Consider the following 23,953-nt stretch of genomic DNA (forward strand, 5'->3'; position numbering starts at 1 on the left):
CGATGCGGGCGCCCTGGACGGCGAGGTGACCTCATGACCCGAACGACAGTGGCGGCCGTGTGCGTGTGCGCGAGCGTGTTCGCCGCGGCGCCGGCACTCGCCGACGACGGCGGAGCCGCGGATCTCTCCGCGCGACAGCTGGCCGACGAGGCGAAGCAGGAACTCCTCGACGCGACGTCCCTGCACATCACCGTGACGAACCGGTCGGACGCCGAGCGGGACGTCCGCACCCCGGCCCGGTTCGATCTGCGCCTCGACGAGGACGGCAACTGCACCGGTTCGCTGCGGATGGGCGTGGGCGGCGCGAACGGCGGCTCGGTCGACCTCGTCAAGCGGGGCGACGAGGTCTGGATGAAGCCGGACGGCACCTTCTGGAAGACGCAGGTCGGCGGCGGCGCGGGCACGTTGGCGGCGCAGCTGTTCGACGGCAAGTACGTGCACGGCACGACCGACGACGAGATGCTCAAGAGCTTCGCCGACACGTGCGACCTCGACGCGTTCCGCGCGCAGCTGGACGACGGCTCGGCCCACGCCGCTCAGCAGAAGCTGTCCAAGGGCGACGCGACGGAGGTCGACGGCACCGCTGTCGTGCCGCTGACCGGCAGCGACAAGGGCGACACGCTCACGATGTACATCACCACGGACGCGCCGCACCGCCTGGTGAAGGCGACGGAGAAGGGCGCGGACGAGAACCTGACGATGACCCTGACCGACTACGCCAAGCCGGTCCCCTCGGCGACCCCGTCCCCGGGCGAGTCCGTCGACGTCTCCCAGCTGCACGACGTGAACCCGGACGAGACGCCGCCGCAGGCCTAGGAGTCCTGAAGCGCCTAGGAGTCCGAAGGCGCCTTGGGGTACCGGACGAAGAGGACGCCGTGCACCTCTCCACGGGGTGCGCCGTAGACGTGGGGCACGTCGGCGGGCCAGTGCGCATGACCGCCCGGGCCCGCCGTCTGCGGGGTGTGCGGCAGGCCGACGACAGCGGTACCGGAGAGCACCATCAGGCTCTCGGTGGTGCGCGGGACGTGCGCGGCCGACTCCTGGGTGGCCCCGTCGGCGATGGTGACGCGGAAGACGTCGGTGGCGGCCTCCTCGTCCTCGTACCGCTCGATGAGCACCGCGGTGACGGCACTGCCGGAGACGCCGGCGGCACGCTCGCCCACCCCGGCCCGCGGGTCGTCCAGGACCGCGCTGAGCGGGCGGCCGAGCACGGTGGTCAGCGCGTACAGGGTCTCCAGGGTGGGGTTGCGGCGGCCGCTCTCCAGCTCCGAGAGGGTGCCCTTGCCGACGCCCGAGCGACGGGCGAGCTCGGACAGCGACAGACCGGCGTCCTGGCGCAGCTCCTTCAGCCGGCGCCCCACTTCGTCGTTCAGGCCCAACGCCCCGGCTCCCGTCCATAGCTGGTTGACGGGCCGTCGCCCGCTTCTCTAGTGTTCCATAAACGGAACGTTCTGTTTATGGAACACTCGCCCGCCGTACGTCCCCGGAAGTGATGCCCGCATGTCCGCGTCCCCGCCGCCCTCCCTCTCACCGTTCGCCCGCATACGCGCGGCCGCGCCGCCCTCGGCCGTGGCCGCGGGCCTCGTCGCCGTCCTGGTCGGCGTCACGAGTTCGGCCGCCCTCGTGTTCACCGCCGCGCGGGCCGCCGGGGCGGACGCGCGGGAGACGTCCTCGTGGATGCTGGCGATCGGCATCGGCGTGGCCGTGTCGTCCATCGGGCTCTCGCTGCGGTTCCGGGCGCCGGTGGTGACCGCCTGGTCGACACCCGGGGCGGCGCTCCTCGCGACCGGTCTGGCGGGGGTGTCCATGGCGCAGGCCGTGGGGGCGTTCGTCTTCAGCGCGGTCCTGATGGTCGTGAGCGGCGTGACGGGGTGGTTCGCCAAGGCCATGGACCGCATTCCCGTGCCCCTGGCGTCGGCGCTGCTCGCCGGGGTGCTGCTGCACTTCGGCACCGGGCTCTTCGCCTCGATGGACGGCAGCTTCGCCATCGCGTTCCCCGTGTTCGTCCTGTACCTGCTGGCCCGCAGGCTGCTGCCCCGGTACGCGGTGCTCGTCGCGCTCGGCGGCGGCGTCGCGGCGTCGGTCCTCGCGGGCGGCTGGCACCTGGACCGGATCCGCCTCTCACTGGCCCAGCCGGTGTTCACCGCGCCGTCGTTCGACTGGAAGGTGCTGATCAGCGTCGGCGTCCCGCTGTTCGTCGTGACGATGGCCTCGCAGAACCTGCCCGGCGTCGCGGTGCTGCGCAACTCCGGCTACCAGGTGCCGGTGTCGCCGATGATGACGTGGATCGGCGCCGTCACGGCCGTCCTCGCGCCGTTCGGCGCGTTCGGGCTGAACCTGGCCGCCATCACGGCCGCGATCTGCACCGGCGAACAGGCGCACCCCGACCGGGCCCAGCGCTATCTCGCGGCGGTCTGGTCGGGCGTCTTCTATCTGTGCGTCGGGCTGCTCGGCGCGACCGTGGTCTCCCTGCTGGCCGCGATGCCGCACGCGCTCGTCATGGCGGTCGCGGGAGTCGGCCTGCTGGCGACGATCGAGGCGGCCCTGGCCGCGGCGCTCTCCGATCCCTCGGCGCGCGAGGCGGCGGCGGTGACCTTCCTCGCAACCGCGTCCGGCGTCACGCTCCTGGGGATCGGTTCGACGTTCTGGGGGCTGCTCGCCGGAGCGCTGACCAGTCTGATCACCTCGGCCCGGCGCGGCAGGACGCCTGCCGCCCCCGTGCCCGCCCAGGCCGAAGTCAGCCCCGGCACACCGCGGCGAATCGCGCGGTGAAGACCGACCACGCCGCGACCGCCGCGGGCTCGTCGGCCAGCGCGCGGGCGTGGAGCCGGTCGCGGTCGACGCCCCGCGCGGCGAGCTGATCGCGGTCCCACGCGGCGATCCGCTCGGCTTCGGCCTCGGGGTGGAACTGCACGCCCCACGCCCGCTCCCCCACTCGGAACGCCTGGTACGCGCAGGTCTCGCTGGACGCCAGCAGGGTGGCCCCCGGCGGCAGTGCGGTGATCGCGTCGACGTGCCGCTCGATCGCGGGCACCACCGGGCCGAGCCCGTGCAGCAGCGGATCGGCGGCGGCCTCCGGGCGCAGCCGCACCGGCGTGCTGCCGTACTCCGGTGTGCCGTGCTCGGCCTCGACCGTGCCGCCCGCCACCTGGGCGAGCATCTGTCCTCCCAGGCAGATCCCGAGCAACGGGCTGCCGTCGTCGAGCGCCTGGGCGACCAGGCGCCGGGCCGCCGGGAGCCAGGGGGCGCGCGCGTCGTCGTCGGGGAGGTAGCCGCCGCCGAGCACGAGCAGCGGGCGTCCGCCGAGCGTCGCGGGCAGCGCCTCTCCCGCGTACGCCCGCACCACCTGGACCCCGCATCCGGCCTCCGCCAGCCAGCGGCCGACCCGGCGCGGGCCGCCGCTCGGGGTGTGCTGCACCACGAGGACGTCACCGCTCGCACGCTCACCCGGCACCATCCGCAACTCCTCCGCCCTCACGACGATCTGCCCCTCGGAAGGCAGCAGATCAAGGCGTGGCGGCGCGCGTCAACGGCGGGGCCGCCCCTCTACGCTGCCCTTGTGCCCGCCACCCCCTCCGCCGCCGCGGAACACTTCACCGGCTCGACCGCCGTCGGCGAGCACCGTCTCTCCCGCGGGCTCACGGAGGTCACGCTCACTGACGGGCGGGTGGTCGTGGTCAAGCACTGCGACGATCCGGGGGCCGCGCGGGCGGAGGCGGCCGGACTGCGCTGGCTGGCCGCCGCGGACGCGGTGCGGGTGCCCGCGGTGCACGGGCACGACGGCACCTGGCTGGTCACCGACCGGGTGGCCGAGGGGCGGGCGAGCGCCGCGGGCGCCGAGCGGTTCGGCCGTGATCTGGCCGCGCTGCACGCCGCGGGCGCCCCGGCGTTCGGCGCCCCGCCACCGGACGGCCCCGCCGAGGCGTACATCGGGCTCGCGCCGATGCGCAACGCGCCGGGCGACACCTGGCCGGAGTGGTTCGCCGAGCAGCGGGTGCTGCCCTATGTGCGGCAGGCCGTGGACGGCGGAACGCTGCGCGCCGACGAGGCCCGGACCGTCGAGCGGGTCTGCGCGCTGCTGCCCGGCCTCGCGGGTCCCGCCGAGCCGCCCGCACGGCTCCACGGCGACCTGTGGAATGGCAACGTGCTGTGGGACGGCGACGGCGCCGCCTGGCTCATCGACCCGGCGGCGCACGGCGGGCACCGCGAGAGCGACCTCGCGATGCTGGACCTCTTCGGCGCGCCGCACCTCGACCGGATCCTGGCCGGTTACCAGGACGCGGCGCCGCTCGCCGACGGCTGGCGCGAGCGCATCCGACTGCACCAGCTCTTCCCGCTCCTGGTGCACACGGTGCTCTTCGGCCGGGCCTACGCCGCCCAGGCCGTGGCCGCCGCTCGTAGCCAACTCACGTGATGAGTCTATGAACTGACACTCCATCAGGTTACGCTCCGGCGCATGACATCCACGGTGGTCTGGGGCACCGGCAACGTGGGCCGCGCGGCGATCAGGGCCGTCTCCGCTCACCCCGCGCTCGCCCTGTCAGGTGTACTCGTGCACGATCCCGCGAAGGCCGGCCGCGACGCGGGCGACCTCGCCGGACTCGACCGCGCCCTCGGGGTGGCGGCCACGACCGACGTCGAGGCGGTGCTCGCGGCCCGCCCCGGTGCCGTCGTGTACGCGGCCTCCGGCGATCTGCGTCCCGACGAGGCGCTGGACGACATCTGCCGGGCGGTCCGCGCCGGTGCCGTCGTCGTCACGCCCGCCCTCTACCCGCTCTACGATCCGGCGAGCGCGCCGCCCGACTTCACGGACCCGGTGCGTGCGGCGATCGCCGAGGGCGGCGGCTCCCTGTTCGTGTCCGGCGTCGACCCCGGCTGGGCCAATGACGTGCTGCCGCTCCTGGTCAGCGGCCTCGGCACGCACATCGACACGGTCCGCTGCCAGGAGATCTTCGACTACTCGACGTACGACCAGCCGGACGCGGTCCGCGACCTGATCGGCATGGGGCACCCCATGGACTACGAACCCCTGATGCTCGCCGAGTCGATCCCGACGATGGTGTGGGGCGGCCAGATCCGGCTGCTCGCCCGCGCGCTCGGGGTCCAGGTCGACGAGATACGCGAGTCGTTGGAGCGCCGGGCGCTGGAGAGCGACGTGACGACGGCGACGATGGGCGACTTCGCGGCGGGCACCCAGGGCGCGGTCCGCTTCGAGGTGCAGGGCGTCGTCGACGGCGAGATACGGCTCGTCGTCGAGCACGTCACCCGGATCCACCCGTCCTGCGCGCCCGACTGGCCGACGCCGCCCGGCGGCGGGGCGGGAGCGCACCGGGTCGTGATCGAGGGCCGCCCGCGCATCGAGGTCACCGTGCAGGCAACCGATGAGGGCGGCAATCACTCCGCCGGGGGCAACGCGACCGCCGTCGGCCGGCTCGTCGGCGCCGTCGAGTGGCTGGTGGCCGCCGAGCCCGGCCTGTACGACGCGCTCGACGTGCCCCTGCTCCCCGCCACCGGCCGCCTCGGAAGGAAGCCGCAGTCATGATGATCGACGTACCTGACGACAAGGACCCGATCGCGTACGTGTGGGGCGAGATGGTGCCCGGCATCGGCGTGGCAGCGGCGCAGTTCTCCATGTCCGTCTACGACCATTCGACGCTGGGACTGCGGGAGTTCGAGGCGGCGCGGCTGCGGATCGCGCAGATCAACGGATGCCTGTTCTGCCTGGACTGGCGCACCGAGCGCGACGGCGAGGAGAAGGTCGAGGAGTCCTTCATCGACGCGGTCGCCGAGTGGCGCACCACGGACGCCTTCGACGAGCGGACCCGGCTCGCCGCCGAGTACGCGGAGCGGTACGCGCTCGACCACCACGGCCTGGACGACGCGTTCTGGCAGCGGATGACCGCGCACTACAGCCAGACCCAGATCGTGGAGCTGAGCATGGCCATCGGCTCCTGGCTGGCGTTCGGCCGCCTCAACCACGTCCTCGGGCTCGACGCGGTGTGCGTCCTGCCCAAGTCCTGACCGGGTCCTGACCGGGTCCTGAACCGCTCAGGGGATGCGCGCCACCGCGCCGTAGATCCCGCTCTCCTCGGGAGCGGGCGCGGTGTCGCCGCGGTACCAGTCGGTGACCGCGACCAGGCCCGGTTCCAGGAGGTCGAGACCGTCGAAGAAGCGGGCGACCTCGGCCCGGGTGCGGAAGGCGAGCCGGATGCCCGCGCGCTCGTACTCGTCGACGACCTGCGCGGCGAGGTCGGGCCGCCAGTCCGGCGAGGCGTTGGTGAGGGTGAGGTAGCTGCCCGGCGGGAGCGCGGCGACGAGCCGGGCGACGACGAACCTGGTGCTCGGCGGGACCCCGGAGCCGCTCGCCGGGATGAACGGACCGGCCGACTGGGGCGCGGGGAAGGTCGACTTCTCCAGCACCCTCGCCCAGTACCCGGGCGCGGCCGTCGCCGTCGGCCTCTATCTCTCCGACGCCACCACCGGCTGCAACAACCAGCCGCTGCGCGCCATCCTCGGCACGAACGACAGCGACGTCACCTCGGGCAGCCCGAACCTCATCACGCGCTACCGCGACAAGGTCGACGAGATGGTGACCAGGCTCAAGAGCTACGACCGTCAGGTGTTCCTGCGGATCGGCTACGAGTTCGACGGCCCCTGGAACTGCTACAACGCCGACTTCTACAAGCAGGCCTTCGCCTACATCAAGGGCCGCATCGACGCCCTCGGCGCCACGAAGGTCGCCACGGTCTGGCAGACCGCGGCGTGGCCGCTCAACACCAGCACCGACCACCCCGAGTGGAACTACGTCGTCACCGACCCGCACCACTTCGACGCCTGGTACCCCGGTGACCAGTACGTCGACTGGGTGGGCCTGTCCTCGTTCTACTCCGCCGGGTCCGTGGCCACCCAGTGGGGGTGCAGCGCGACCGACACCGCGCCGGCCGATCTCCATGACCGCGTGCTCGACTTCGCCCGCGGACACGGCAAGCCGGTGATGGTCGCCGAGTCCGCGCCGCAGGGGTACGACAACGGCGCGGGCACCAAGAGCTGCATCATGCGCAAGGGCCCGGCCGCCACGGACGCGGACACCATCTGGAACGAGTGGTACCAGCCCTGGTTCGACTGGATCGCCGACAACCGGGACGTGGTGCGGGCCGCCGCCTACATCAACACCGACTGGGACGGCCAGGCCCAGTGGAGCTGCGCCGACGGCGCCCAGGCCGGCGGTCCCGGCTGCGCCAACGGCTACTGGGGCGACTCCCGCATCCAGGCGAACCCCACGATCCGCGACCGCTTCCTCGCCCAACTGCGGGGCTCGGGCTGGGCCAACGGCTGACCCCGGACCCCTCTCCCCGGCGGCGGGACGGCCGCTCCCCCCACCGTCCCGCCGCCCACCCCCTCTCCCCTTCCCTCCGCCGGGACAACGGCCCCACAGCAGCGGCCCGGCAGTCAGGAGCGCCCCATGCACACCCGCACCACGGCCCGCGCAGGCCGACCACCCCTCCTGCTCCTCACCGTGCTCCTCACCCTCGCGTGGCTGATCCCCTCGACGGCCGGCGCCTCCGCGGCGCCGCCCACGACGCGTTCCCTGCTCATCGGGCAGTCCACCCGCGCCGCCTGGGACGACTACACCTCCTTCGGGCAGGCGCCGGACGGCGGCTCCGTCTACTACGAACTCGCCTCCGGGACCTGGGTCGGCGCGGGCCACGCCGACTACGCGTCCTTCCTCGCCGACCAGGGAAAGACCGTGCAGGTCGGCATCAGCTGGAAGGACAACCCGCCCGGCTTCACGGGCGGCGACGAGAACGCCAAGGCCGCCCGCTCGCGCGCCGTCACCCAGGAACTCGCCGACGGCCGCTACGCCGACCGCTTCGACACCCTCGTCGGCTTCATCGACGCCCATCCCGCGGCCACGTTCCTGCTCCGCCTCGACTACGAGGTGAGCTCCTTCTACCACTGCACGGACGACACCTGCGCCTCGTACAAGAACGCTTTCGCCCGCATCCGCTCGCTGATCGAGGGACGCGTCCACCAGAACAACGTCCGCTTCGTCTTCCACCCGGTACGCGGTGAGTTCGAGAAGCTCTATCCCGGAGACGCGGCGGTGGACCGGATCGGTGTGTCGATCTTCGCCCACGAGCTGTGCATGCCCCTGCACGACCTGGGCGGCTACCTCTACAACGGCACGCCGCCGGACAACTACGACACGTCCGCGCTGCAGTGCCGCAACGCCTACCTCGCCACCGACTCCTCGGGCAATCCGAGCGTCGTGTGGAAGAACTGGGACTACGACGCGAACGTCCTGAAGATGATGAAGTTCGCCCAGGACCACGGGAAGAAGATGATCGTCTCCGAGTCCGGGATGATGAACTTCACCGCCGACGGCGGCGACACCAGCGGCGCCGAGCCGGTCCGCGGCGCCCTGTGGACGAAGCGGCTCTTCGGGCTCCTCGACTACCGCGGCCCCATCCCGAACACGGCGGGCACCTACGACCTGTCGGACGTCATCGACACGGTCACCTACATCAATCTCGACTTCCGCTACGGCTGGGACGGAAAGGACGACGGCTCGTTCGACTTCCCGCCCGACTCCACCTGGTTCGCCGACGGCCGCCTGTCACGGAACACGGACGCGCGGACGGCGTTCTGCGCGGGTCTCACCGCCACCGGATTCCGCACCGGGTGCGCCTGAGCGCCATCCTCCGCACGGGTGACGGGTTTCGACGGCGCGGAGCCGGCCTGCGCCGTCGACCGAAAGTCGCGCGATCGATTGACGCGCGCCCCGGAGTTCCCGACGATTCCGGTCAAGCCTCCCCCCACCGTCGCTCGTCGGGGCATGCCGCGGCAGCCGTGCCCGCCGCGGCATGCCCCCGTGCGGAGCGAACGGCCACGGGCGCCGGACCGTCGCGGGAGGCGGCCCGGCGCCCCTTCCGCCGAGGGGCGTTCAGCCGAGCGTCCGCACGGGCTTCCCGGACAGGTAGGCCTCGATGTCCTCGACTGCGCCGCGGAAGTAGCCCTCGTAGTTCCGCCGGGTGACGTAGCCGAGGTGCGGCAGGCCGAGGAAGTTCGGGGCGGTGCGCAGCGGGTGGTCGCGCGGCAGCGGTTCGGTCTCGAAGACGTCGCTGCCCGCGCCGGCGATCCAGCCCTCGCGCAGCGCCCGGACGAGGGCGTCCTGGTCGACGATGGCCGCCCGCGAGGTGTTGACGAGATAGGCGGTGCTGCGCATCCGCCGCAGTTCGTCGGCGCCGATCAGGCCGCGGGTGCGGTCACCGAGGACGAGGTGGACGGAGACGAAGTCGCTGGTCTCCAGGAGTTCTTCCCTGGACGCGGCCAGGGTGGCACCGGCCGCGGCGGCGCGCTCCTCGGTCAGGTTCTGGCTCCAGGCGGTGACCTCCATCCCGAAGGCGGCGCCGACCCGGGCGACGCGGGTGCCGATCTTGCCGAGGCCGAGCAGTCCGAGCCGGCTGCCGTGCAGGTCGGCGCCGAGCGTGGACTGCCAGGGGCCGCCCTCGCGCAGGCTGTCGTTCTCCGTGACCACCCCGCGGGCGAGGCCGAGCAGCAGTGCCCAGGTCAGCTCGGCCGGGGGCTCGGAGCCGCTGGGCGTGCCGCAGACGGTGACGCCGTGGGCGGCCGCGGCGGCGAGGTCGATGGAGGCGTTGCGCAGACCGGAGGTGATCAGCAGCCGCAGCGCGGGCAGCCGGTCGAACAGGTCCGCGGGGAAGGGGGTGCGTTCGCGCATCACGACGACGATCGCGCAGTCGGCGAGTTCGGCGGCGAGCGCGTCGTGATCCGTGAGGTGCCGGTCGAGGAAGCGGATGTCGACCCGGCCGGCGAGGCGGTCCCAGTCGGCCAGGTCGCGGGCGACGCCCTGGTAGTCGTCGAGTACGGCGCAACGCAGCGTGGCCACTCGGGCTCCCCTGTTCGGTGGGCTGACGTGATCACCAAGCACCCTAGTACGGGCCTCGCATGGCGGCGGTGGCGCACCCGGGGTAGTCAGGAGGGGTCGGCTCATGACGCGATCCCCCTCTGGAGGTGGGCACTGTGCCCCGAGCGCAGATCAAGGACGAGAAGATGTACCAGGCGCTGCGGCGGGACGGCGCGAGCAAGGAGAAGGCGGCCCGGATCGCGAACGACGCGGCCCGCTCGTCACGCTCCGCGACCGGCCGCAAGGGCGGGAAGGCGGGCTCCTACGAAGATCGGACGAAGGACGATCTTTATCAGGAGGCGCGGAAGGTCGGCATCGAGGGGCGCTCGAAGATGACCAAGGACGAACTCGTCGCGGCGCTGCGCGACCACTAGGTTCGCCCGCCCGCTCCCCCGCGAGGCCCCGGACGTCATGGACGTCCGGGGCCTCGCGCCGTTCTCAACCGAGCACCACCGCACGGAAGTTGGTACGGACGAATCCCTTGACGTCCCTTCCGGGCGCCCCTTAAATCAACCCTTGAACTCACCGCACCACGCGCAACTCCCTTGTCTTCACTTTCTGGCGTGTCCGAGACAGACACGATCCCCCTACCCGAAGTGACGTGATGTTCCATGCGCAGTTCCCACCGCTCACGTACGTTCCTGCGGCGCAGGCTCCCGCTCGGCGCGGCCGCGCTCCTGTGCCTCGGCGCGGGACTCGTGCCCGTCGCCAACGCCGCGGGCACCGACGACGCCCGGGCCGCCGCGGTCACCTTCTCCGACGATTTCGACGGGCCCGCGGGTTCGGCGGTCGACGGCTCGAAGTGGCAGACCGAGACGGGCGACAACGTCAACAACCACGAACGGCAGTACTACACGGCGGGCAACAGCAACGCCGCGCTCGACGGTCAGGGCCATCTCGTCATCACGGCCCGCAAGGAGAACCCGTCCAACTACCAGTGCTGGTACGGCACGTGCGAGTACACCTCGGCGCGGCTGAACACGTCGGGGAAGTTCTCGACGACGCACGGGCACGTCGAGGCGCGGATGAAGATACCGCGCGGGCAGGGCATCTGGCCCGCGTTCTGGATGCTCGGCGACGACATCGGCTCGGTCGGCTGGCCGAACTCGGGTGAGATCGACATCATGGAGAACGTCGGCTTCGAGCCGTCCACGGTGCACGGCACGATCCACGGCCCCGGCTACTCGGGCTCGGGCGGGATCGGCGCGCCGTACTCGCTGCCGAACGGCCAGGCGTTCGCTGACGACTTCCACACCTTCGCGGTGGACTGGTCGCCGAACGAGATCAAGTGGTCGGTGGACGGCACCGTCTACCAGACCCGGACGCCCGCCGACGTGGGCGGCAACCAGTGGGTCTTCGAGAAGCCGTTCTTCGTGATCCTGAACCTGGCGGTGGGCGGCTACTGGCCGGGCGACCCGGACGGCAGCACCCAGTTCCCGCAGCAGCTCGTCGTCGACTACGTCCACGTGTCGAGCTGAAGCCGCGGTACGGGCGAGGGGCCGGCGCCCCTCGCCCGTGCCGTCACGCCGACTCGCGGCACTCCGGGTGACCCCAGCCGTCGGGGTTCTTGGCGATGTCCTCACCGGCGGCGTACGAGCGGCCGCACCGGCAGCGGCCGGGGAACTTGGCCTTGAGGGTGCGCGAGGACGAACCGCTCGCGCCGCCGGTCTTGCGGCGGGGCGTCTTGGCACGGGCCGGGGCGGCCGACGACGGCGAGGAGGGCGGCGGCTCAGGGGAACCGAGCGCACTGCCCGCGTCCTGCTGCGCGACGGCGGCCTGGCTGGCGGCGCGGTCCGCGAAGTCGTTGAGCGGGTCGCCGTCGACCTGGTGGGCGGGGACGTACTTGAACTCGACGGAGCGGCCCTCCAGGAGGGCGTCGATCCGGGCGACCAGCTCCTGGTTGGCGACCGGCTTGCCGGACGCGGTCTTCCAGCCCTTGCGCTTCCAGCCGGGCAGCCAGGTCGTGACGGCCTTCATCGCGTACTGGGAGTCCATCCGGACCTCCAGCGCGACATCGGCCGCGACCGTGGTCAGCAACCGCTCAAGGGCCGTCAGTTCCGCGACGTTGTTCGTCGCGGTGCCCAGCGCACCCGCCTCCCACTGGACGACCTTCTCCTCGCCGTCGGCGACGACCCAGGCCCAGGCGGCCGGTCCGGGGTTTCCTTTGGACGCGCCGTCACACGCGGCGATCACACGTTCTGCCATGCCCCGATCATGCCAGGGCCGGGCCCCCTCCGAAGAACGCTGACGTGTCCACGCCCGGCCGGGTCGGCCCGCCGTCAGGCCAAGTCGACGCGGATGGTCAGGAGTTCGTCACCGAGCGCGCGCACCGCGGCGCTGTTGAAGAACGGCAGTGTGCGCAGTCGGGCCCGGGCGTCGTCCTGGGGCAGGAGGTGGGCGACGCCGTGGTACCAGCGGCCACGGATCCTGACCCGGACGTCGGGGCTGGCCTTGATGTTCCGCACGTACTGCGAGGCGAGCCCGAACTCCGAGACGAGCCAGAAGGTGTCGCCGATCCGTCGTCCGCCGACGGGGGTGCGGCGGGGCCGGCCCGAGACCCGGCCGGTCGTCTCGATGAGCATCTGTCCCGGGAGCCGTCTGGTCAGCGGGTTGGCGACCCTGCGCTGGAACGTGGTGACGAGCCGGTGCCGAGTGTCCTGATCACGCGCCATGCCCCCGAACTGTAGTCGCAGAAGCCCGGATGGGACATGGATCGATCAAGAACGAGCGCCCGGCGACTCTCGCCCCGGACAGCAGGAAGCCCCGACCGCGACGGGGGATCACGGCCGGGGCGGCTCTGTGTGGGCACGGATGGCGGTCGCCTCTCGGCGGGGGGCTCCGCAGGGCTTCAGCCGAACGATCTTCCCTGCGGGCTATCGGTAGGGCCCGGGGACACTGTTCCATCCGCGTCCACGGTGGGTTCAACGGGCAGGGGGGCCTTGTTGTTCCCGGTCGTCACCGGGGCGGGCGTGAGGTGGGTCACCGCGCCGTGGCCCTTAAGGTTCTGTGGTGATCTTCGTCCCGCCCTCGCGTCGTTCCGCCCGCCCGTCGGCCGTCGGGTTCGCCCTCGCCGCCGCCCTGCTGCTGACCGCCTGCTCGTCGGCGTCCTCGCCGTCCGAGTCCGGCACGCACAACCCGAAGGTGGTCCGGCCGACGCCGAACGTCGGTTTCGACTATCAGATCGGCGGCCCGTACAAGCCGCCGTCCGGTGTGCGGGCCGTCTCCCGGGACCGGAGCGCCGATCCCGCGCAGGGCCTCTACAACGTCTGCTACGTCAACGCGTTCCAGGCACAGCCGGACGCGCTGCGCCGGTGGGAGCGCGACGATCCCGACCTGTTGCTGCGGGACGACGACGGCGACGTGGTCATCGACGAGGACTGGGACGAAGCCCTGTTCGACATCTCGACGGATGCCAAGCGGGCGCGCCTGGCGAAGACCGTGGGCGACTGGGTCGAGGGGTGCGCCGACGACGGGTTCCAGGCCGTCGAGCTGGACAACCTGGACTCCTACTCACGTTCGGACGGTCTGCTCGACGCCTCGGACGCGGTCGCCTTCGCACGGCTGCTCGCGGACCGCGCGCACGCGGCCGGACTCGCGGTCGGCCAGAAGAACAGCGCCGAACTCCTTCCGAAGCGGTCCGTCGTCGGCTTCGACTTCGCCGTGTCCGAGGAGTGCGGGAGCTACGACGAGTGCGGTGCGTACGCCAAGGCGTACGACGACCGGGTCTTCGCCGTCGAGTACCGCGCCGCCGACTTCGCCCGCGCCTGCCGCACCTACGGCAAGCGGCTTTCGCTGGTCCTGCGGGACGTGGACGTCCGGCCGGCGGGGACGAAGGGGTACGTACGGCGCGCGTGCTGATCGCCTCCGCTTCCGCGGGGGCCCGCCGCGCTCAGCCGAGCGGGGAGGGAGTACCCAGGGCCTCCAGGCGCCGGTGGATCGCGTCCAGGGCGCCCGGGCGGCGGCCCGGGACCTGTCGGCGCAGCGCGGTGAGGACGACGGCGAGCGCGCGGGCCCGGTCCGGGTCGCCGAGCTGCTCCCACTGGTGATGGGCGCGGTCGACGGCCGCCTCCACGTCCTCGTCGGTGGGCGCCTCCCCGCGCGCCAGCCGGCCCTGCGCCACCTCGGACCACAGCGCGCAACTGCGGCCGGGGTCCTGTGCGAGGCGCGCGAGATCCGCCCGTACCTCCAGCCAGTGCACGGCTTGCGCGGACCCGGCGCCGTGGACCCGCAGCGCCTCGTCCTCCCAGCGCGCCGCGAGGGCGGCGGCCTCGGCGTGCCGGCCCGCTCGCGCGGCGGCGAGCAGGGCCGGGTGGGGGTCCTCGGCGGGGGCGGGCTCCGCCGGGGGCGCGGTCAGCCGGGTCCGGGGTGCGGGTGCCGGAGCCGGGACGAGCGGCGGAGCCGGAGGCAGCTGTGGCACGGGGACGGGCGCTACCGGGGCCGCGGGGTGCGGCACCGCGACGGCGGCCGGGGCCGTCGGCACCGGAGCGGTCGCCGGACCCGTCCGTGCCGTCGGGAACGCCCGCACCGGGGTGTCCATCGCCACGAAGAGCGCCTCCGCCGGACCCGAGCGGCCCGCCGCGGTCTCGTGCAGCCGCGCGAGGTGCGGGCGGGCGCCGGTGCGCCAGATGTCGGCGTACGTTCTGAGGTAATCGGCGGTCAGGACCGTGCGGCGGGGCGGCGGCGGGCTGACGCGGCCGAAGACGCGGATGCCGTGGCCGAGACCGACGCCGCCGCCGCGCACGTGCGGCCAGGCGTCGGCGTCGGCGACCAGGTCGAGGACGACGGTGGTGGTGTGCGGCCGGCGCAGGGCGAGTTCGCCGGTGAGCCAGTGCCAGGGCAGCGCCGTGTAGCGCAGCGTCGACGGGGTGGTGCGGGCCAGGGCCAGATGCAGGAGGTGCTGCCGGTGGTCGAGGTGGAGCTGTCCGGTGACGTACACGTGCAGCTGTCCGGGCAGGGCGGCGGCGGTCCGGATCCGGGTGAGGACGGTCTGCGGGTCGAGCGGGTCGGCGAGTTCGACGACGGTGGCCGCCGCGGTGCCGGTGAGCGCGCTCGGCGGGACCGCGGCGAGCGCCGGCAGCACGGCCGCAGCGTCGATGAGGCATCCCTTGCCGACGGGGGCGGCCGCGAGCAGCAGCGCCGTCCCCGGGTCCGCGGTTCGTGCCTCGTCGTTGCCTTGCGCGTTGATCACCACCAGAGCACCGTAACCGGAATCCTGGTGCTCGGCCGACCGCTCACGCAAACCCAACTGGTCCGGATAAGGGCGACTTTCGGCCGTTTCGGCCGTCGGGCCGCCCGATGTACCGTCCTGCCCGCTCCTCCCCGCGAGGTGCGGCCCGGCACCGGTGCGAGGAAGCTGGGTCCATGATCGATGACGCAGGTCGTGACGGTTACCCCTCGGTCGTGGTGCACGCGGCACAGCCCGGCGGGCGCAGGGTCTACATCCGGGGCGAGGACGCCGGTCTCGCCAGGTCGGTGGCGGACGTGGTGGCGTTCCTGCGCCGGGCCGGTCTCGCGGACGCGCCGCTCGACGATCCGGACGTCGTGGAGTGGCGCGGCGGCGGGAGCGGGATCTGGCCCGCGCGCATCGACGATCCGTACGAGCCGTAGGGCCTAGCGGTATCCGGTGACGTCCGCGGGCCTGCCCGCGTCCTGCACCTCGACCAGGTAGCGCCAGGCGTCCGGCCTGCTGCCGTCGAGGTCGGTGAAGCCGTAGGTCCCGGCGAGGCCGCCGCTGGACTGGGAGGTTCCGTTGAACCGGGCGACGTCCGGGTCGGCGGCGAGCGCGGCGACGGCGCGCCCGGTGTAGCGCGGGGTCTCCGAGATCGCGAAGTGCGGTTCGGCGGCGAGCGCGTCGCGCCAGGTCTCCTCGGTGACCTCGAACGCGTCGAGCATGATCTCGGAGCGCATCCAGCCGGGGGTGAGGGCCACGGCGGTCGCGCCGCGCGGACCCAGTTCGTGGCCGAGGGAGAACGCCATGCGCAGCACGGCGCTCTTGGCGAGGTCGTAGAAGAAGGAGTTGCGGTAGTGCGCCGCGTTGTAGTCGGCGGTGCCGTCGGTCATCTCGACGACCAGTCCGCCCGGGGCGCGCAGCAGCAGCGGCAGCGCGAAGTGGCTGGTGATGGCGTGCGTCTCGACGGCGAGGCGGTGCAGTCGCAGCCCCTTGTCGAGGTCGTGCTCCCAGATGGGCGCGTTCCAGGCGAAGAGGTGCTCGCCGCCCCAGATGTCGTTGACGAGGACGTCGAGGCGCCCTTGTTCGGCGTCGACGCGCTCGACGAGGGCGCGCACCTGGTCCGGCTCCAGATGGTCGGTGGGGACGGCGATGCCGTGGCCGCCCGCCGCGCTCACCAGGTCGGCGGTGTCCTCGATCGTCTCGGGCCGGTCGTACTCGGAGCGCCGCTCGCGGGTGGTGCGCCCGGTGACGTAGACGGTGGCGCCCGCCGCGCCGAGTTCCACGGCGATGCCGCGGCCGGCGCCGCGGGTCGCGCCCGCGACGAGGGCCACCCTGCCGCGCAACGGCCGGTCGTCCGAGGTGCCGCCGGGCTGTGCTGTGTCCGTCATGACCTGCTCTTTCGTGGGAGTCGGCCCGGCCGTTCCGGCCGGACACACCGAGCATTCCCGCGAATCCCGACATCTTCTGTCTGACTTTCCGCGCATCCTGCCGCCCGGCCGTACGTGATCACTCTCACCCTGCTCCAGGCATACCCCCCTGGGTATTCTTGATACCCTCGGGGGTATAGAGTCGGATGTGACATCGGAGGTTCCCGTGAAGGTCGTGATCGTCGGAGGCGTGGCGGGCGGCATGTCCGCGGCGACGCGCCTGCGCCGCCTCGACGAGCAGGCGCAGATCGTCGTGCTGGAGCGCGGCGCCCATGTCAGCTACGCGAACTGCGGGCTGCCGTACTTCCTCGGCGGCGTCATCGAGGAGCGCGACGCCCTGCTCGTCCAGACCCCGCAGGCGCTGCGCGCCCGGTTCCGGATCGACGTGCGGGTGCGCAGCGAGGCCGTCGCCGTGGACACCGAGGCCCGGACCGTGACGGTGCGCGATCTCGCGGCCGGTACGCAGTACACCGAGTCGTACGACCGGCTGGTGCTCAGCCCGGGCGCCCGGCCCTTCGTGCCGGAACTGCCGGGTGCGGAGCGGGCCTTCACCCTGCGGGACGTCTCGGACACCGACCGGATCGCGGGCGAGCTGGCGGCGGGCGCGCGCTCGGCCGTGGTCGTCGGCGCCGGGTTCATCGGCGTGGAGGCCGCGGAGAATCTGCGCCACCGCGGTCTCGACGTGACGCTCGTGGAGCTGGCCGGGCAGGTGCTGCCGCCGCTCGACGCGGAGATGGCCGCGCCGCTCGCCGCCGAGCTGCGGGCGGGCGGTGTCGATCTGGCGCTCGGTACGCAGCTGAAGGAGATCCGGGACCACGAGGTCGTCCTGGACGACGGCCGGACCGTCCCCGCCGATCTCGTCCTCATGGCGATCGGGGTCCGCCCCGACGTCGAGCTGGCCCGCGCCGCCGGTATCGCGATCGGCCCGCGCGGCGGCATCGCCGTCGACGAGCGCGGCCGCACCAGCGACGAGGCCGTCTACGCGGTGGGCGACGCGGCGGAGAAGCGGGACGCGCTGAGCGGCGAGAGCACGCTCGTCCCGCTGGCGAACCTGGCCAACCGGCACGGACGGCTCGTCGCCGACGCGATCGCCGGACGCCCGGTGTCGGCCCGGCCCGCCACCGGCACCGCGGTCGTCCAGGTCTTCGGGCTGACCGCGGCGGCCACCGGCTGGAACGAGAAGCGGCTGCGCGCCGCGGGCCGCCGGTACCAGGCGCTGCACCTGCACCCCGGTTCGCACGCGGGCTACTACCCGGGCGCCTCCCCCATCGCGCTCAAGGTCCTGTTCGACCCCGACGACCTGAGCATCCTCGGCGCGCAGGCGGTCGGCGCGGACGGTGTCGACAAGCGCGTCGACGTGCTCGCCACCGCCATCGCGGGCGGTCTGACCGCACCCGAACTCGCCGATCTGGAGCTGGCGTACGCCCCGCCGTACGGCTCGGCGAAGGACCCGGTCAACATGGCGGGGATGATCGCCGAGAACCTGGTGACCCGTACCGACCGCACCGTCCAGTGGCACGAGCTGGACGCGGCGCGGGCGGCGGGCGCCACGCTCGTCGACGTCCGGACGGCGGCCGAGCACGCCCGGGGCGCCATCCCGGGCGCGGTGAACATTCCGCTCGACGAGCTGCGCGACCGGGCCGCCGAGCTGCCCGACGGCGACCTCCTCGTGCACTGTCAGGTCGGCCTGCGCGGCCACACCGCGCTGCGCCTGCTCGCCGGACTCGGCCGCGACGCCGTCAACCTCGACGGCGGCTACGCCACCTGGTCCGCGGGCCGGGCCGCCTGACCCCGTGTCCGAACCCCCTCACGCACACCCAGGGAGAACCATGAGCACCACCCTCGCCCCGGCGGAGCTGCACGCCCGCCCCGCCGACAGCACCCTCGTCGTCGACGTGCGGGCGCCCGGCGAGTTCGCCTCCGGCCATGTGCCCGGCGCGGTGAACGTGCCGGCCGACCACCTCGACGCACTCCTGCCCGACCTGCGGTCCGCCGCGGAGCGGCGCCGCATCGTCGTGGTCTGCGCCGCCGGTCAGCGCTCCGCCGCCGCCTGCGCCAAGCTCGCCGACGCGGGCGTGGACGCGGTCGGCCTCGGCGGCGGCACGCAGGCCTGGACGGCCGAGGGCCTGCCCGTCGACACGGCGGCGCACGAGGGCCGCGCGGTCTGGGCGATGGACCGCCAGGTCCGGTTCACGGCCGGGGCGCTGGTCCTGGCCGGGCTCGCGCTCGGCCGCCGCGCGCCGAAGGGCCGCCTGCTGGCCGCCGGTGTCGCCTCCGGCCTGGTCTACTCGGGCGTCTCCAACACCTGCGGCATGGCGGCCCTGCTCGGCAAGCTGCCCTTCAACCGCCCGGCGCCGGACGCCCTGGACGCGGCCCGCGCCGCGCTGCGCGCGTGAGCGGCACCCCGGCGGCCACGGACGCCGTCCTCAAGCGCCTGCGCCGCGCGCAGGGCCAGCTCGCCGGTGTGATCGCGATGATCGAGGCGGGCCGGGACTGCAAGGACGTGGTGACCCAGCTGGCCGCCGTGTCCCGGGCCCTCGACCGGGCCGGCTTCAAGATCATCGCGTCGGGCATGCGGGACTGCATGAACGCGGCGGAGGGTGAACAGCCCCCGCTGACCGAGGAGGAGCTGGAGAAGCTGTTCCTCTCGCTCGCCTGACCCCCGTACAGGCGAGACCGTCCCGGTGGGGCCGCTTCCGGTCGGCCCCACCGGGACGGCGTTCTCAGGCGGCGCGCCGCACCCGCGCCCCGTGCCGGCGCACGATGTCCGCGTAGCGGTGGCCGCTGCCCTTGATGGTGCGCACCTGGGTCTGGTAGTCGACGTGCACGAGGCCGAACCGCTTGTCGTAGCCGTAGGCCCACTCGAAGTTGTCGAGCAGCGACCAGGCGAAGTACCCGGCGAGCGGGGCGCCCTTGCGCACGGCGCGGGCGCAGGCCGCGACGTGGTCGACGAGGTACTGCTCGCGCTCGGGGTCGTCGACCGTGCCGTCGGGGCGGACCACGTCCGGGTAGGCCGAGCCGTTCTCGGTGATGTACAGCTTCCGCGCGCCGTACTCGCTGGTCAGACGGAGCAGCAGGGTCTCGATGCCGTCGGCGTCGACCTCCCAGTCCATGCCGGTGCGCGGCACGCCGAGCCGGCGCACGGAGTCGGCGAAGGGGGCGGGGCCCGCCGGGTGGTCGGCGATCGCGGACGGGAAGTAGTAGTTCAGGCCCAGCCAGTCCAGCGGCGCGGCGATCGTGTCCAGGTCGCCCGGCTGCTCGGGCAGCTCGACCCCGTAGACCTCGAGCATGTCCTCGGGGAAGCCGCGGCCGTGCACCGGGTCGAGCCACCAGCGGTTGGAGTGGCCGTCCATGCGGCGGGCGGCGGCGATGTCCTCGGGCCGGTCGGTGGCGGGCTCCACCTGGGCGAGGTTCAGGACGATGCCCACCTCGGCGTCGGGGACGGCCGCGCGGATCGCCTGGGTGGCCAGGCCGTGGCCGAGCAGCAGGTGGTAGGAGGCGGGGACGGCGGCGTTCAGGTCGGCGAGGCCGGGGGCCATCCGGCCCTCCAGGTGGCCGATCCACGCCGAGCACAGCGGCTCGTTCAGCGGCGTCCAGTGCTTCACCCGGTCACCGAGCCGCTCCGCGACCACGGACGCGTACTCCCCGAAGGCGAGAGCGGTCTCGCGCGCGGGCCAGCCGCCGCGGTCCTGCAGCGCCTGCGGCAGGTCCCAGTGGTAGAGGGTGACCATCGGCGTGATGCCGTCCGCGAGCAGCGCGTCGGTCAGGCGGTCGTAGAAGTCGAGGCCCTTGGCGTTCACCGGGCCGTCGCCGCCGGGGACGATCCGCGGCCAGGCGACGGAGAACCGGTAGGCGTTCGCGCCGAGGCGCTTGAGCAGGTCGAAGTCCTCGCGCCAGCGGTGGTAGTGGTCGCAGGCCACGTCGCCGGTGTCGCCGTTGTCGACCTTGCCGGGCGTGTGCGAGAACGTGTCCCAGATCGAGGGCGCGCGGCCGTCCTCGGCGACCGCCCCTTCGATCTGGTACGCGGCGGTGGCCGTGCCCCACAGGAAGTCGTTCGGGAAGGCGGCGAGGTCTAGGGGCTCGGACACAAGGTTCCTTTCACAAGTACGGTCTGCAGTAAGGGGGTCGGTCACTTGACCGCACCGGCGGTCAGGCCGGTGACGAGATAGCGCTGCAGCAGCAGGAAGCCGGCGACGACGGGCACGCTGACGACGAGCGAGGCGGCCATGATCTGGTTCCAGTACACGTCGTTGAGGTTGGCGTAGGCGCCGAGACCCACGGAGAGGGTGCGGGTGTCGTCGTTGGTCATGACCGAGGCGAACAGCACCTCGCCCCAGGCGGTCATGAACGCGTAGACGGCGACGGCGACGATGCCGGGGATCGCGGCCGGCACGATGATCCGGAACAGCGCCCCGAGCGGACCGCAGCCGTCGACGAGAGCGGCCTCGTCCAGGTCGCGCGGCACCGACTCGAAGTACCCGATGAGCATCCAGATCGCGAACGGCAGCGTGAACGTCATGTACGTGAGGATCAGTCCGCCGCGCGAGCCGAACAGGGCGATCCCGGTGGCGTTGCCGATGTTGACGTAGATGAGGAACAGCGGCAGCAGGAAGAGGATGCCGGGGAACATCTGCGTCGACAGCACGGTCACCGTGAACACGCGCTTGCCCTTGAAGCGGTAGCGGCTGACGGCGTACGCGGCGAACACCGCGACGATCACCGAGCAGACCGTCGCCGCGCCCGCGACGATCAGCGAGTTCACGAAGTACTTGGCGAGCGGGACCGTCGACCAGATGTCGATGTACGGGCGGATCGTGAGCCCGCTCGGGATCCAGCGGAACTCGCCCTGGACGTCCTGGAGCGGCTTGAGCGAGCTGGAGACCATGACGAACACGGGCAGCAGCACGAAGCCGGCGAGCAGCGTGAGGAAGATCCGGCGGGACCACAGGAAGGACTGCGGTGACGCCATGGGCGAGCGGTGCCGCACCCGTGCGTCCACGGTCTTGTCCACGGAGGTGTCAGACATCGGAAGTCTTCCTTCCGCGCGAGGTGAGCGCCAGGTAGACGCCCGTCACGACGAGCAGGAACAGCAGGAGCAGCACGGACATGGCGGAGCCGCTGCCGAAGTTCCAGGTGACGAACGAGGACTGGTAGATGTGCACGGAGATGATGTCGGCCGCTTCGGGCGCCGCCTTGCCGAACATCACGTAGGGCGTGTTGAAGTCGTTGAACGTCCACAGGAACAGGACGAGCACGAGGACCTGGTTGACCGGGCGCAGCGAGGGCAGCGTGATGCGGCGCAGCTGCTGCCACAGGCCGGCGCCGTCGAGCGAGGCGGCCTCGTACATCTCCTTGGGGATGTTCTGCAGTCCGGCCATCACGATGAGGAAGGCGAACGGCCAGCCCTTCCACACCGACACGGTGAGCAGGGCGTAGAAGCTGTTGTCGCCGATCAGCCAGAAGGACGGCTTGTCGGTGACGCCGAGCTGGTCGTGCAGCACGTGATTGATCAGGCCGTTGTCGTGCTGGAACATGAAGACCCAGGTGATCACGGCGGCGTAGACGGGCAGCGCGTACGGGATCAGGAACAGGGCGCGCAGGATGCCGCGGCCCTTGAACGTCTCCTGCATGAAGACGGCCGCGGCGGTGCCGATGGCCCAGCACAGGCCCACCGACAGGAGGGTGAACAGGCAGGTGACGAAGAAGGAGTGGAGCAGTGCCTGGCCGACCGGGGCGTCGAAGTCGACGGCGACCTTGAAGTTGTCCAGGCCCGTCCAGGGAGCCGAGTTCCAGTCCCGGATGTAGAACTGGGTGAGCTCCTTGAAGCTCATCACCACGCCCATGACCATGGGCACGAGGTGCACGAGGAGTTCGAGCACGAGAGCGGGCAGGAGCAGCAGGTAGGGCAGGCCGATCCGGCGGATCCGCCCGGGACGGCGGCTCTTGCCGCTCGCCGCCCCGGGGGAGTTCTTGCCGACGGCCCGCCCCTCCCCCGCCGGTGCGGGGGAAGGGGCGGTCGTGGACACAGTCATCGAGTTCTCCGTGCTACTTGTTCGGCATCGACTGCTGCGCCTTGGTCAGCGCCGCCTTCACGGACTCCGTGGTGACGGCCTTGCCGTTGGCCGCGTCGGCGAACAGCTCCTTGACCGCCGTGCCGACCGCCGTCTCGAACTGGGACTCCTCGGCCACCTGCGGCAGCGGCGCCGCGCTCTTGGCCAGGGTGTCCTTGAGGACGCCGGTGGTCGCGGTCCCGAACGCGGGGTCCTCCTGCGCGGCCTTGACCGGCGGGATGGAGCCGTAGGTCTTGTTGAGGAGCTTCGACTCCGCGTCGCTGGTCATGAACTTCACGAACTTCGTGGCGCCTTCGACGTTCTTGGTGTTCTTGAAGACGGCGATGTTGATGCCGGCGACCATCGAGTTGACCTGGTTGCCCGTGCCGGGGGTGCCGGACGGGACGGGCGCGGGGACCACGCCGTAGTCGTCCTCGGACATGCCCTGCGACTTGAACGTGGAGGCGGCGGCCTGCCACAGGACCATGGCCGTCTTGCCCTTGGAGAAGTCGCTCAGGGACTGGTTCTGCGCGTACTCGGCGTTGCCGGGCGCGATGATCTTGTCCTTGGCCATCAGGTCGACGTACTGCTTGACCGCCGCGACCGCTCCGTCGGAGGTGAAGTCCGGCTTGCCGTCGGCGGTGAACCAGTCGGTGCCGCGCTGCTTCGCCATCACGAAGATCTGGTGGATGTTGTTGGACAGGTTCGAGCCCTCGGCGCCCAGACCCCACTTGCCGTTCTTGGAGATCTTCTTGCCGTCGGCGACGACCTCGTCCCAGGTCGTCGGGGGCTTGGATATCCCGGCGTCCTTGAACATCTTCTTGTTGTAGTAGAGCGCGTACGACATCGAGTACAGCGGGACCGCCGCCGGGTCCTTGCCCTCGGGGCCGGCCGAGCCGAGCGCGGAGTCGACGAAGCGGTCCTTGCCGCCGATCTTGTCGAACTGCTTGGCGTCCCAGGGCAGCAGGGCGCCGGTCGCCTGCAGCGAGGCGCTCCAGGTGTTGCCGATGTTCAGCACGTCCGGGCCCTGGCCCGAGGTGGTCGCGGCCATGATCCGGTTGAGCAGGTCCGACCACGGGACGACCTCGAGCTTGACCTTGATCCCGGTCTGCTTCTCGAACTTGTCGAGCTCCGGCTGGAGGACCTTCTTGTCGACCTGGATGCTCGCACCCTGGTTCGACGCCCAGTACGTGAGGGTCTTCGGGGAGTCGTTGGAACCGCCCCCCGTGGAAGAGCCGCCACCACAGGCGGTCGCGGCGAGGGCGAGCGACGCGGTGACGGCACCGATGGCGGTGGCTCGGATTCTGCTCATGCTCCAGGTGTCCCTTTCCGGAGGAAGTCGACGGGGGATGGCTCAAGAGGGCTCGAACGGAACAGAGCA

26 protein-coding genes are annotated in these 23,953 nt (G+C 72.2%); 14 read left to right on the top strand and 12 right to left on the bottom strand.

Features of this window, described 5'->3' with window-relative positions:
• Positions 1–33: 33 nt before the first annotated feature.
• Positions 34–816: a LolA-like protein gene (locus ABT127_RS26340; protein WP_351454741.1), complete on the top strand. Its 783-nt coding sequence runs from the start codon at positions 34–36 to the stop codon at positions 814–816.
• A gap of 14 nt (positions 817–830) precedes the next feature.
• Here the strand turns inward: ABT127_RS26340 and ABT127_RS26345 are convergent, their stop codons facing one another.
• Positions 831–1,379, bottom strand: coding sequence for a helix-turn-helix domain-containing protein (locus ABT127_RS26345; protein WP_351454742.1), 549 nt, complete (start codon positions 1,377–1,379; stop codon positions 831–833).
• A gap of 121 nt (positions 1,380–1,500) precedes the next feature.
• Between ABT127_RS26345 and ABT127_RS26350 the strand changes: the two genes are divergently transcribed.
• Positions 1,501–2,772 carry a benzoate/H(+) symporter BenE family transporter gene (locus ABT127_RS26350; RefSeq protein ID WP_351454744.1) on the top strand — a complete coding sequence of 424 codons (1,272 nt, stop codon included), beginning with the start codon at positions 1,501–1,503 and terminating at the stop codon, positions 2,770–2,772.
• Here the strand turns inward: ABT127_RS26350 and ABT127_RS26355 are convergent.
• Complete coding sequence (locus tag ABT127_RS26355) at positions 2,738–3,457, bottom strand: type 1 glutamine amidotransferase (protein ID WP_351454747.1); 720 nt, start codon at positions 3,455–3,457, stop codon at positions 2,738–2,740. The two genes, ABT127_RS26350 and ABT127_RS26355, sit on opposite strands and share 35 nt — an antisense overlap.
• A 102-nt stretch (positions 3,458–3,559) precedes the next feature.
• Here ABT127_RS26355 and ABT127_RS26360 point away from each other — a divergent pair, with 102 nt between their 5' ends.
• From ABT127_RS26360 to ABT127_RS26370, 3 genes are read left to right on the top strand one after another with little or no spacing between them, the layout of a single operon-like run.
• Positions 3,560–4,414, top strand: coding sequence for a fructosamine kinase family protein (locus ABT127_RS26360; protein WP_351454750.1), 855 nt, complete (start codon positions 3,560–3,562; stop codon positions 4,412–4,414).
• A 42-nt stretch (positions 4,415–4,456) separates the two neighbouring features.
• Positions 4,457–5,542 (top strand): NAD(P)H-dependent amine dehydrogenase family protein, encoded by a 1,086-nt coding sequence (locus ABT127_RS26365; protein WP_351454753.1) that lies wholly within the window; start codon positions 4,457–4,459, stop codon positions 5,540–5,542.
• Entirely contained in the window at positions 5,539–6,021 is a 483-nt protein-coding gene (locus ABT127_RS26370) for a carboxymuconolactone decarboxylase family protein (RefSeq protein ID WP_351454756.1), read from the top strand. Before ABT127_RS26365 ends, ABT127_RS26370 begins: the two co-directional genes overlap by 4 nt.
• A 27-nt stretch (positions 6,022–6,048) precedes the next feature.
• Here ABT127_RS26370 and ABT127_RS26375 read toward each other — a convergent pair whose 3' ends face one another.
• The gene (locus ABT127_RS26375) at positions 6,049–6,420 is read right to left on the bottom strand and encodes an SAM-dependent methyltransferase (RefSeq protein WP_502971783.1); all 372 of its coding nucleotides are present in this window, start codon (positions 6,418–6,420) and stop codon (positions 6,049–6,051) included.
• Here ABT127_RS26375 and ABT127_RS26380 point away from each other — a divergent pair.
• Positions 6,371–7,336 (top strand): glycosyl hydrolase, encoded by a 966-nt coding sequence (locus tag ABT127_RS26380; RefSeq protein ID WP_351454759.1) that lies wholly within the window; start codon positions 6,371–6,373, stop codon positions 7,334–7,336. The two genes, ABT127_RS26375 and ABT127_RS26380, sit on opposite strands and share 50 nt — an antisense overlap.
• A gap of 126 nt (positions 7,337–7,462) precedes the next feature.
• The gene (locus ABT127_RS26385; protein WP_351454761.1) at positions 7,463–8,692 is read left to right on the top strand and encodes a hypothetical protein; all 1,230 of its coding nucleotides are present in this window, start codon (positions 7,463–7,465) and stop codon (positions 8,690–8,692) included.
• A 252-nt stretch (positions 8,693–8,944) separates the two neighbouring features.
• Here the strand turns inward: ABT127_RS26385 and ABT127_RS26390 are convergent, their stop codons facing one another.
• Positions 8,945–9,907, bottom strand: a complete 963-nt coding sequence (locus tag ABT127_RS26390) for a D-2-hydroxyacid dehydrogenase family protein (RefSeq protein ID WP_351454764.1) — start codon at positions 9,905–9,907, stop codon at positions 8,945–8,947.
• A gap of 134 nt (positions 9,908–10,041) precedes the next feature.
• Between ABT127_RS26390 and ABT127_RS26395 the strand changes: the two genes are divergently transcribed.
• On the top strand, positions 10,042–10,299 hold the full coding sequence (locus ABT127_RS26395) for a DUF7218 family protein (protein WP_351454766.1): 258 nt from the start codon (positions 10,042–10,044) through the stop codon (positions 10,297–10,299).
• Positions 10,300–10,536: 237 nt separating this feature from the next.
• The gene (locus tag ABT127_RS26400) at positions 10,537–11,403 is read left to right on the top strand and encodes a glycoside hydrolase family 16 protein (protein WP_181512612.1); all 867 of its coding nucleotides are present in this window, start codon (positions 10,537–10,539) and stop codon (positions 11,401–11,403) included.
• 43 nt (positions 11,404–11,446) lie between these two features.
• On the opposite strand, the gene ABT127_RS26405 is transcribed toward ABT127_RS26400, so the two are convergent.
• Together ABT127_RS26405 and ABT127_RS26410 are read right to left on the bottom strand one after the other, a co-directional pair.
• On the bottom strand, positions 11,447–12,130 hold the full coding sequence (locus ABT127_RS26405) for a ribonuclease H family protein (RefSeq protein ID WP_351454769.1): 684 nt from the start codon (positions 12,128–12,130) through the stop codon (positions 11,447–11,449).
• Between the two features lie 74 nt (positions 12,131–12,204).
• Positions 12,205–12,597, bottom strand: a complete 393-nt coding sequence (locus ABT127_RS26410; RefSeq protein WP_351454772.1) for a nitroreductase/quinone reductase family protein — start codon at positions 12,595–12,597, stop codon at positions 12,205–12,207.
• A 337-nt stretch (positions 12,598–12,934) separates the two neighbouring features.
• On the opposite strand from ABT127_RS26410, the gene ABT127_RS26415 reads away from it, so the two are divergent.
• Positions 12,935–13,783, top strand: a complete 849-nt coding sequence (locus tag ABT127_RS26415) for an endo alpha-1,4 polygalactosaminidase (protein WP_351454774.1) — start codon at positions 12,935–12,937, stop codon at positions 13,781–13,783.
• Positions 13,784–13,814: 31 nt separating this feature from the next.
• Here ABT127_RS26415 and ABT127_RS26420 read toward each other — a convergent pair whose 3' ends face one another.
• Entirely contained in the window at positions 13,815–15,116 is a 1,302-nt protein-coding gene (locus ABT127_RS26420; RefSeq protein ID WP_351454776.1) for a hypothetical protein, read from the bottom strand.
• Positions 15,117–15,286: 170 nt separating this feature from the next.
• On the opposite strand from ABT127_RS26420, the gene ABT127_RS26425 reads away from it, so the two are divergent.
• Complete coding sequence (locus ABT127_RS26425; protein WP_351454779.1) at positions 15,287–15,532, top strand: hypothetical protein; 246 nt, start codon at positions 15,287–15,289, stop codon at positions 15,530–15,532.
• A 3-nt stretch (positions 15,533–15,535) separates the two neighbouring features.
• Here ABT127_RS26425 and ABT127_RS26430 read toward each other — a convergent pair whose 3' ends face one another.
• The gene (locus ABT127_RS26430; RefSeq protein WP_351454782.1) at positions 15,536–16,483 is read right to left on the bottom strand and encodes an SDR family oxidoreductase; all 948 of its coding nucleotides are present in this window, start codon (positions 16,481–16,483) and stop codon (positions 15,536–15,538) included.
• A gap of 205 nt (positions 16,484–16,688) precedes the next feature.
• Here ABT127_RS26430 and ABT127_RS26435 point away from each other — a divergent pair, with 205 nt between their 5' ends.
• The 3 genes from ABT127_RS26435 to ABT127_RS26445 are packed head-to-tail and all read left to right on the top strand — an operon-like array spanning position 16,689 to position 19,181.
• Positions 16,689–18,311, top strand: coding sequence for an FAD-dependent oxidoreductase (locus ABT127_RS26435; protein WP_351454785.1), 1,623 nt, complete (start codon positions 16,689–16,691; stop codon positions 18,309–18,311).
• Positions 18,312–18,351: 40 nt separating this feature from the next.
• Positions 18,352–18,918, top strand: coding sequence for a rhodanese-like domain-containing protein (locus ABT127_RS26440; protein ID WP_351454788.1), 567 nt, complete (start codon positions 18,352–18,354; stop codon positions 18,916–18,918).
• Positions 18,915–19,181: a metal-sensitive transcriptional regulator gene (locus ABT127_RS26445; RefSeq protein WP_351454790.1), complete on the top strand. Its 267-nt coding sequence runs from the start codon at positions 18,915–18,917 to the stop codon at positions 19,179–19,181. Before ABT127_RS26440 ends, ABT127_RS26445 begins: the two co-directional genes overlap by 4 nt.
• A 64-nt stretch (positions 19,182–19,245) precedes the next feature.
• Here the strand turns inward: ABT127_RS26445 and ABT127_RS26450 are convergent, their stop codons facing one another.
• From ABT127_RS26450 to ABT127_RS26465, 4 genes are read right to left on the bottom strand one after another with little or no spacing between them, the layout of a single operon-like run.
• On the bottom strand, positions 19,246–20,610 hold the full coding sequence (locus ABT127_RS26450; RefSeq protein WP_351454792.1) for a GH1 family beta-glucosidase: 1,365 nt from the start codon (positions 20,608–20,610) through the stop codon (positions 19,246–19,248).
• Between the two features lie 41 nt (positions 20,611–20,651).
• Entirely contained in the window at positions 20,652–21,548 is an 897-nt protein-coding gene (locus ABT127_RS26455) for a carbohydrate ABC transporter permease (protein ID WP_351454794.1), read from the bottom strand.
• Positions 21,541–22,554 (bottom strand): carbohydrate ABC transporter permease, encoded by a 1,014-nt coding sequence (locus ABT127_RS26460; RefSeq protein ID WP_351454797.1) that lies wholly within the window; start codon positions 22,552–22,554, stop codon positions 21,541–21,543. The genes ABT127_RS26455 and ABT127_RS26460 overlap by 8 nt, the downstream gene beginning before the upstream one ends.
• 13 nt (positions 22,555–22,567) lie before the next feature.
• Positions 22,568–23,884, bottom strand: coding sequence for an ABC transporter substrate-binding protein (locus ABT127_RS26465; RefSeq protein ID WP_351454800.1), 1,317 nt, complete (start codon positions 23,882–23,884; stop codon positions 22,568–22,570).
• Between the last annotated feature and the right edge of the window lie 69 nt (positions 23,885–23,953).

It is taken from the genome of Streptomyces sp. NPDC001904 (assembly GCF_040297005.1).
Taxonomy (GTDB): Bacteria; Actinomycetota; Actinomycetes; order Streptomycetales; family Streptomycetaceae; genus Streptomyces.

What these genes read in the sequence shown, in the direction of transcription:
- ABT127_RS26440 (WP_351454788.1), top strand. Translation starts at nt 18,352, where the DNA reads ATGAGCACCACCCTCGCCCCGGCGGAGCTGCACGCCCGCCCCGCCGAC.
- ABT127_RS26385 (WP_351454761.1), top strand. Translation starts at nt 7,463, where the DNA reads ATGCACACCCGCACCACGGCCCGCGCAGGCCGACCACCCCTCCTGCTC.
- ABT127_RS26455 (WP_351454794.1), bottom strand. Translation starts at nt 21,548, where the DNA reads ATGTCTGACACCTCCGTGGACAAGACCGTGGACGCACGGGTGCGGCAC.
- ABT127_RS26400 (WP_181512612.1), top strand. Translation starts at nt 10,537, where the DNA reads ATGCGCAGTTCCCACCGCTCACGTACGTTCCTGCGGCGCAGGCTCCCG.
- ABT127_RS26465 (WP_351454800.1), bottom strand. Translation starts at nt 23,884, where the DNA reads ATGAGCAGAATCCGAGCCACCGCCATCGGTGCCGTCACCGCGTCGCTC.
- ABT127_RS26410 (WP_351454772.1), bottom strand. Translation starts at nt 12,597, where the DNA reads ATGGCGCGTGATCAGGACACTCGGCACCGGCTCGTCACCACGTTCCAG.
- ABT127_RS26405 (WP_351454769.1), bottom strand. Translation starts at nt 12,130, where the DNA reads ATGGCAGAACGTGTGATCGCCGCGTGTGACGGCGCGTCCAAAGGAAAC.
- ABT127_RS26340 (WP_351454741.1), top strand. Translation starts at nt 34, where the DNA reads ATGACCCGAACGACAGTGGCGGCCGTGTGCGTGTGCGCGAGCGTGTTC.
- ABT127_RS26355 (WP_351454747.1), bottom strand. Translation starts at nt 3,457, where the DNA reads ATGGTGCCGGGTGAGCGTGCGAGCGGTGACGTCCTCGTGGTGCAGCAC.
- ABT127_RS26460 (WP_351454797.1), bottom strand. Translation starts at nt 22,554, where the DNA reads ATGACTGTGTCCACGACCGCCCCTTCCCCCGCACCGGCGGGGGAGGGG.
- ABT127_RS26350 (WP_351454744.1), top strand. Translation starts at nt 1,501, where the DNA reads ATGTCCGCGTCCCCGCCGCCCTCCCTCTCACCGTTCGCCCGCATACGC.
- ABT127_RS26370 (WP_351454756.1), top strand. Translation starts at nt 5,539, where the DNA reads ATGATGATCGACGTACCTGACGACAAGGACCCGATCGCGTACGTGTGG.
- ABT127_RS26365 (WP_351454753.1), top strand. Translation starts at nt 4,457, where the DNA reads ATGACATCCACGGTGGTCTGGGGCACCGGCAACGTGGGCCGCGCGGCG.
- ABT127_RS26430 (WP_351454782.1), bottom strand. Translation starts at nt 16,483, where the DNA reads ATGACGGACACAGCACAGCCCGGCGGCACCTCGGACGACCGGCCGTTG.
- ABT127_RS26380 (WP_351454759.1), top strand. Translation starts at nt 6,371, where the DNA reads ATGAACGGACCGGCCGACTGGGGCGCGGGGAAGGTCGACTTCTCCAGC.
- ABT127_RS26425 (WP_351454779.1), top strand. Translation starts at nt 15,287, where the DNA reads ATGATCGATGACGCAGGTCGTGACGGTTACCCCTCGGTCGTGGTGCAC.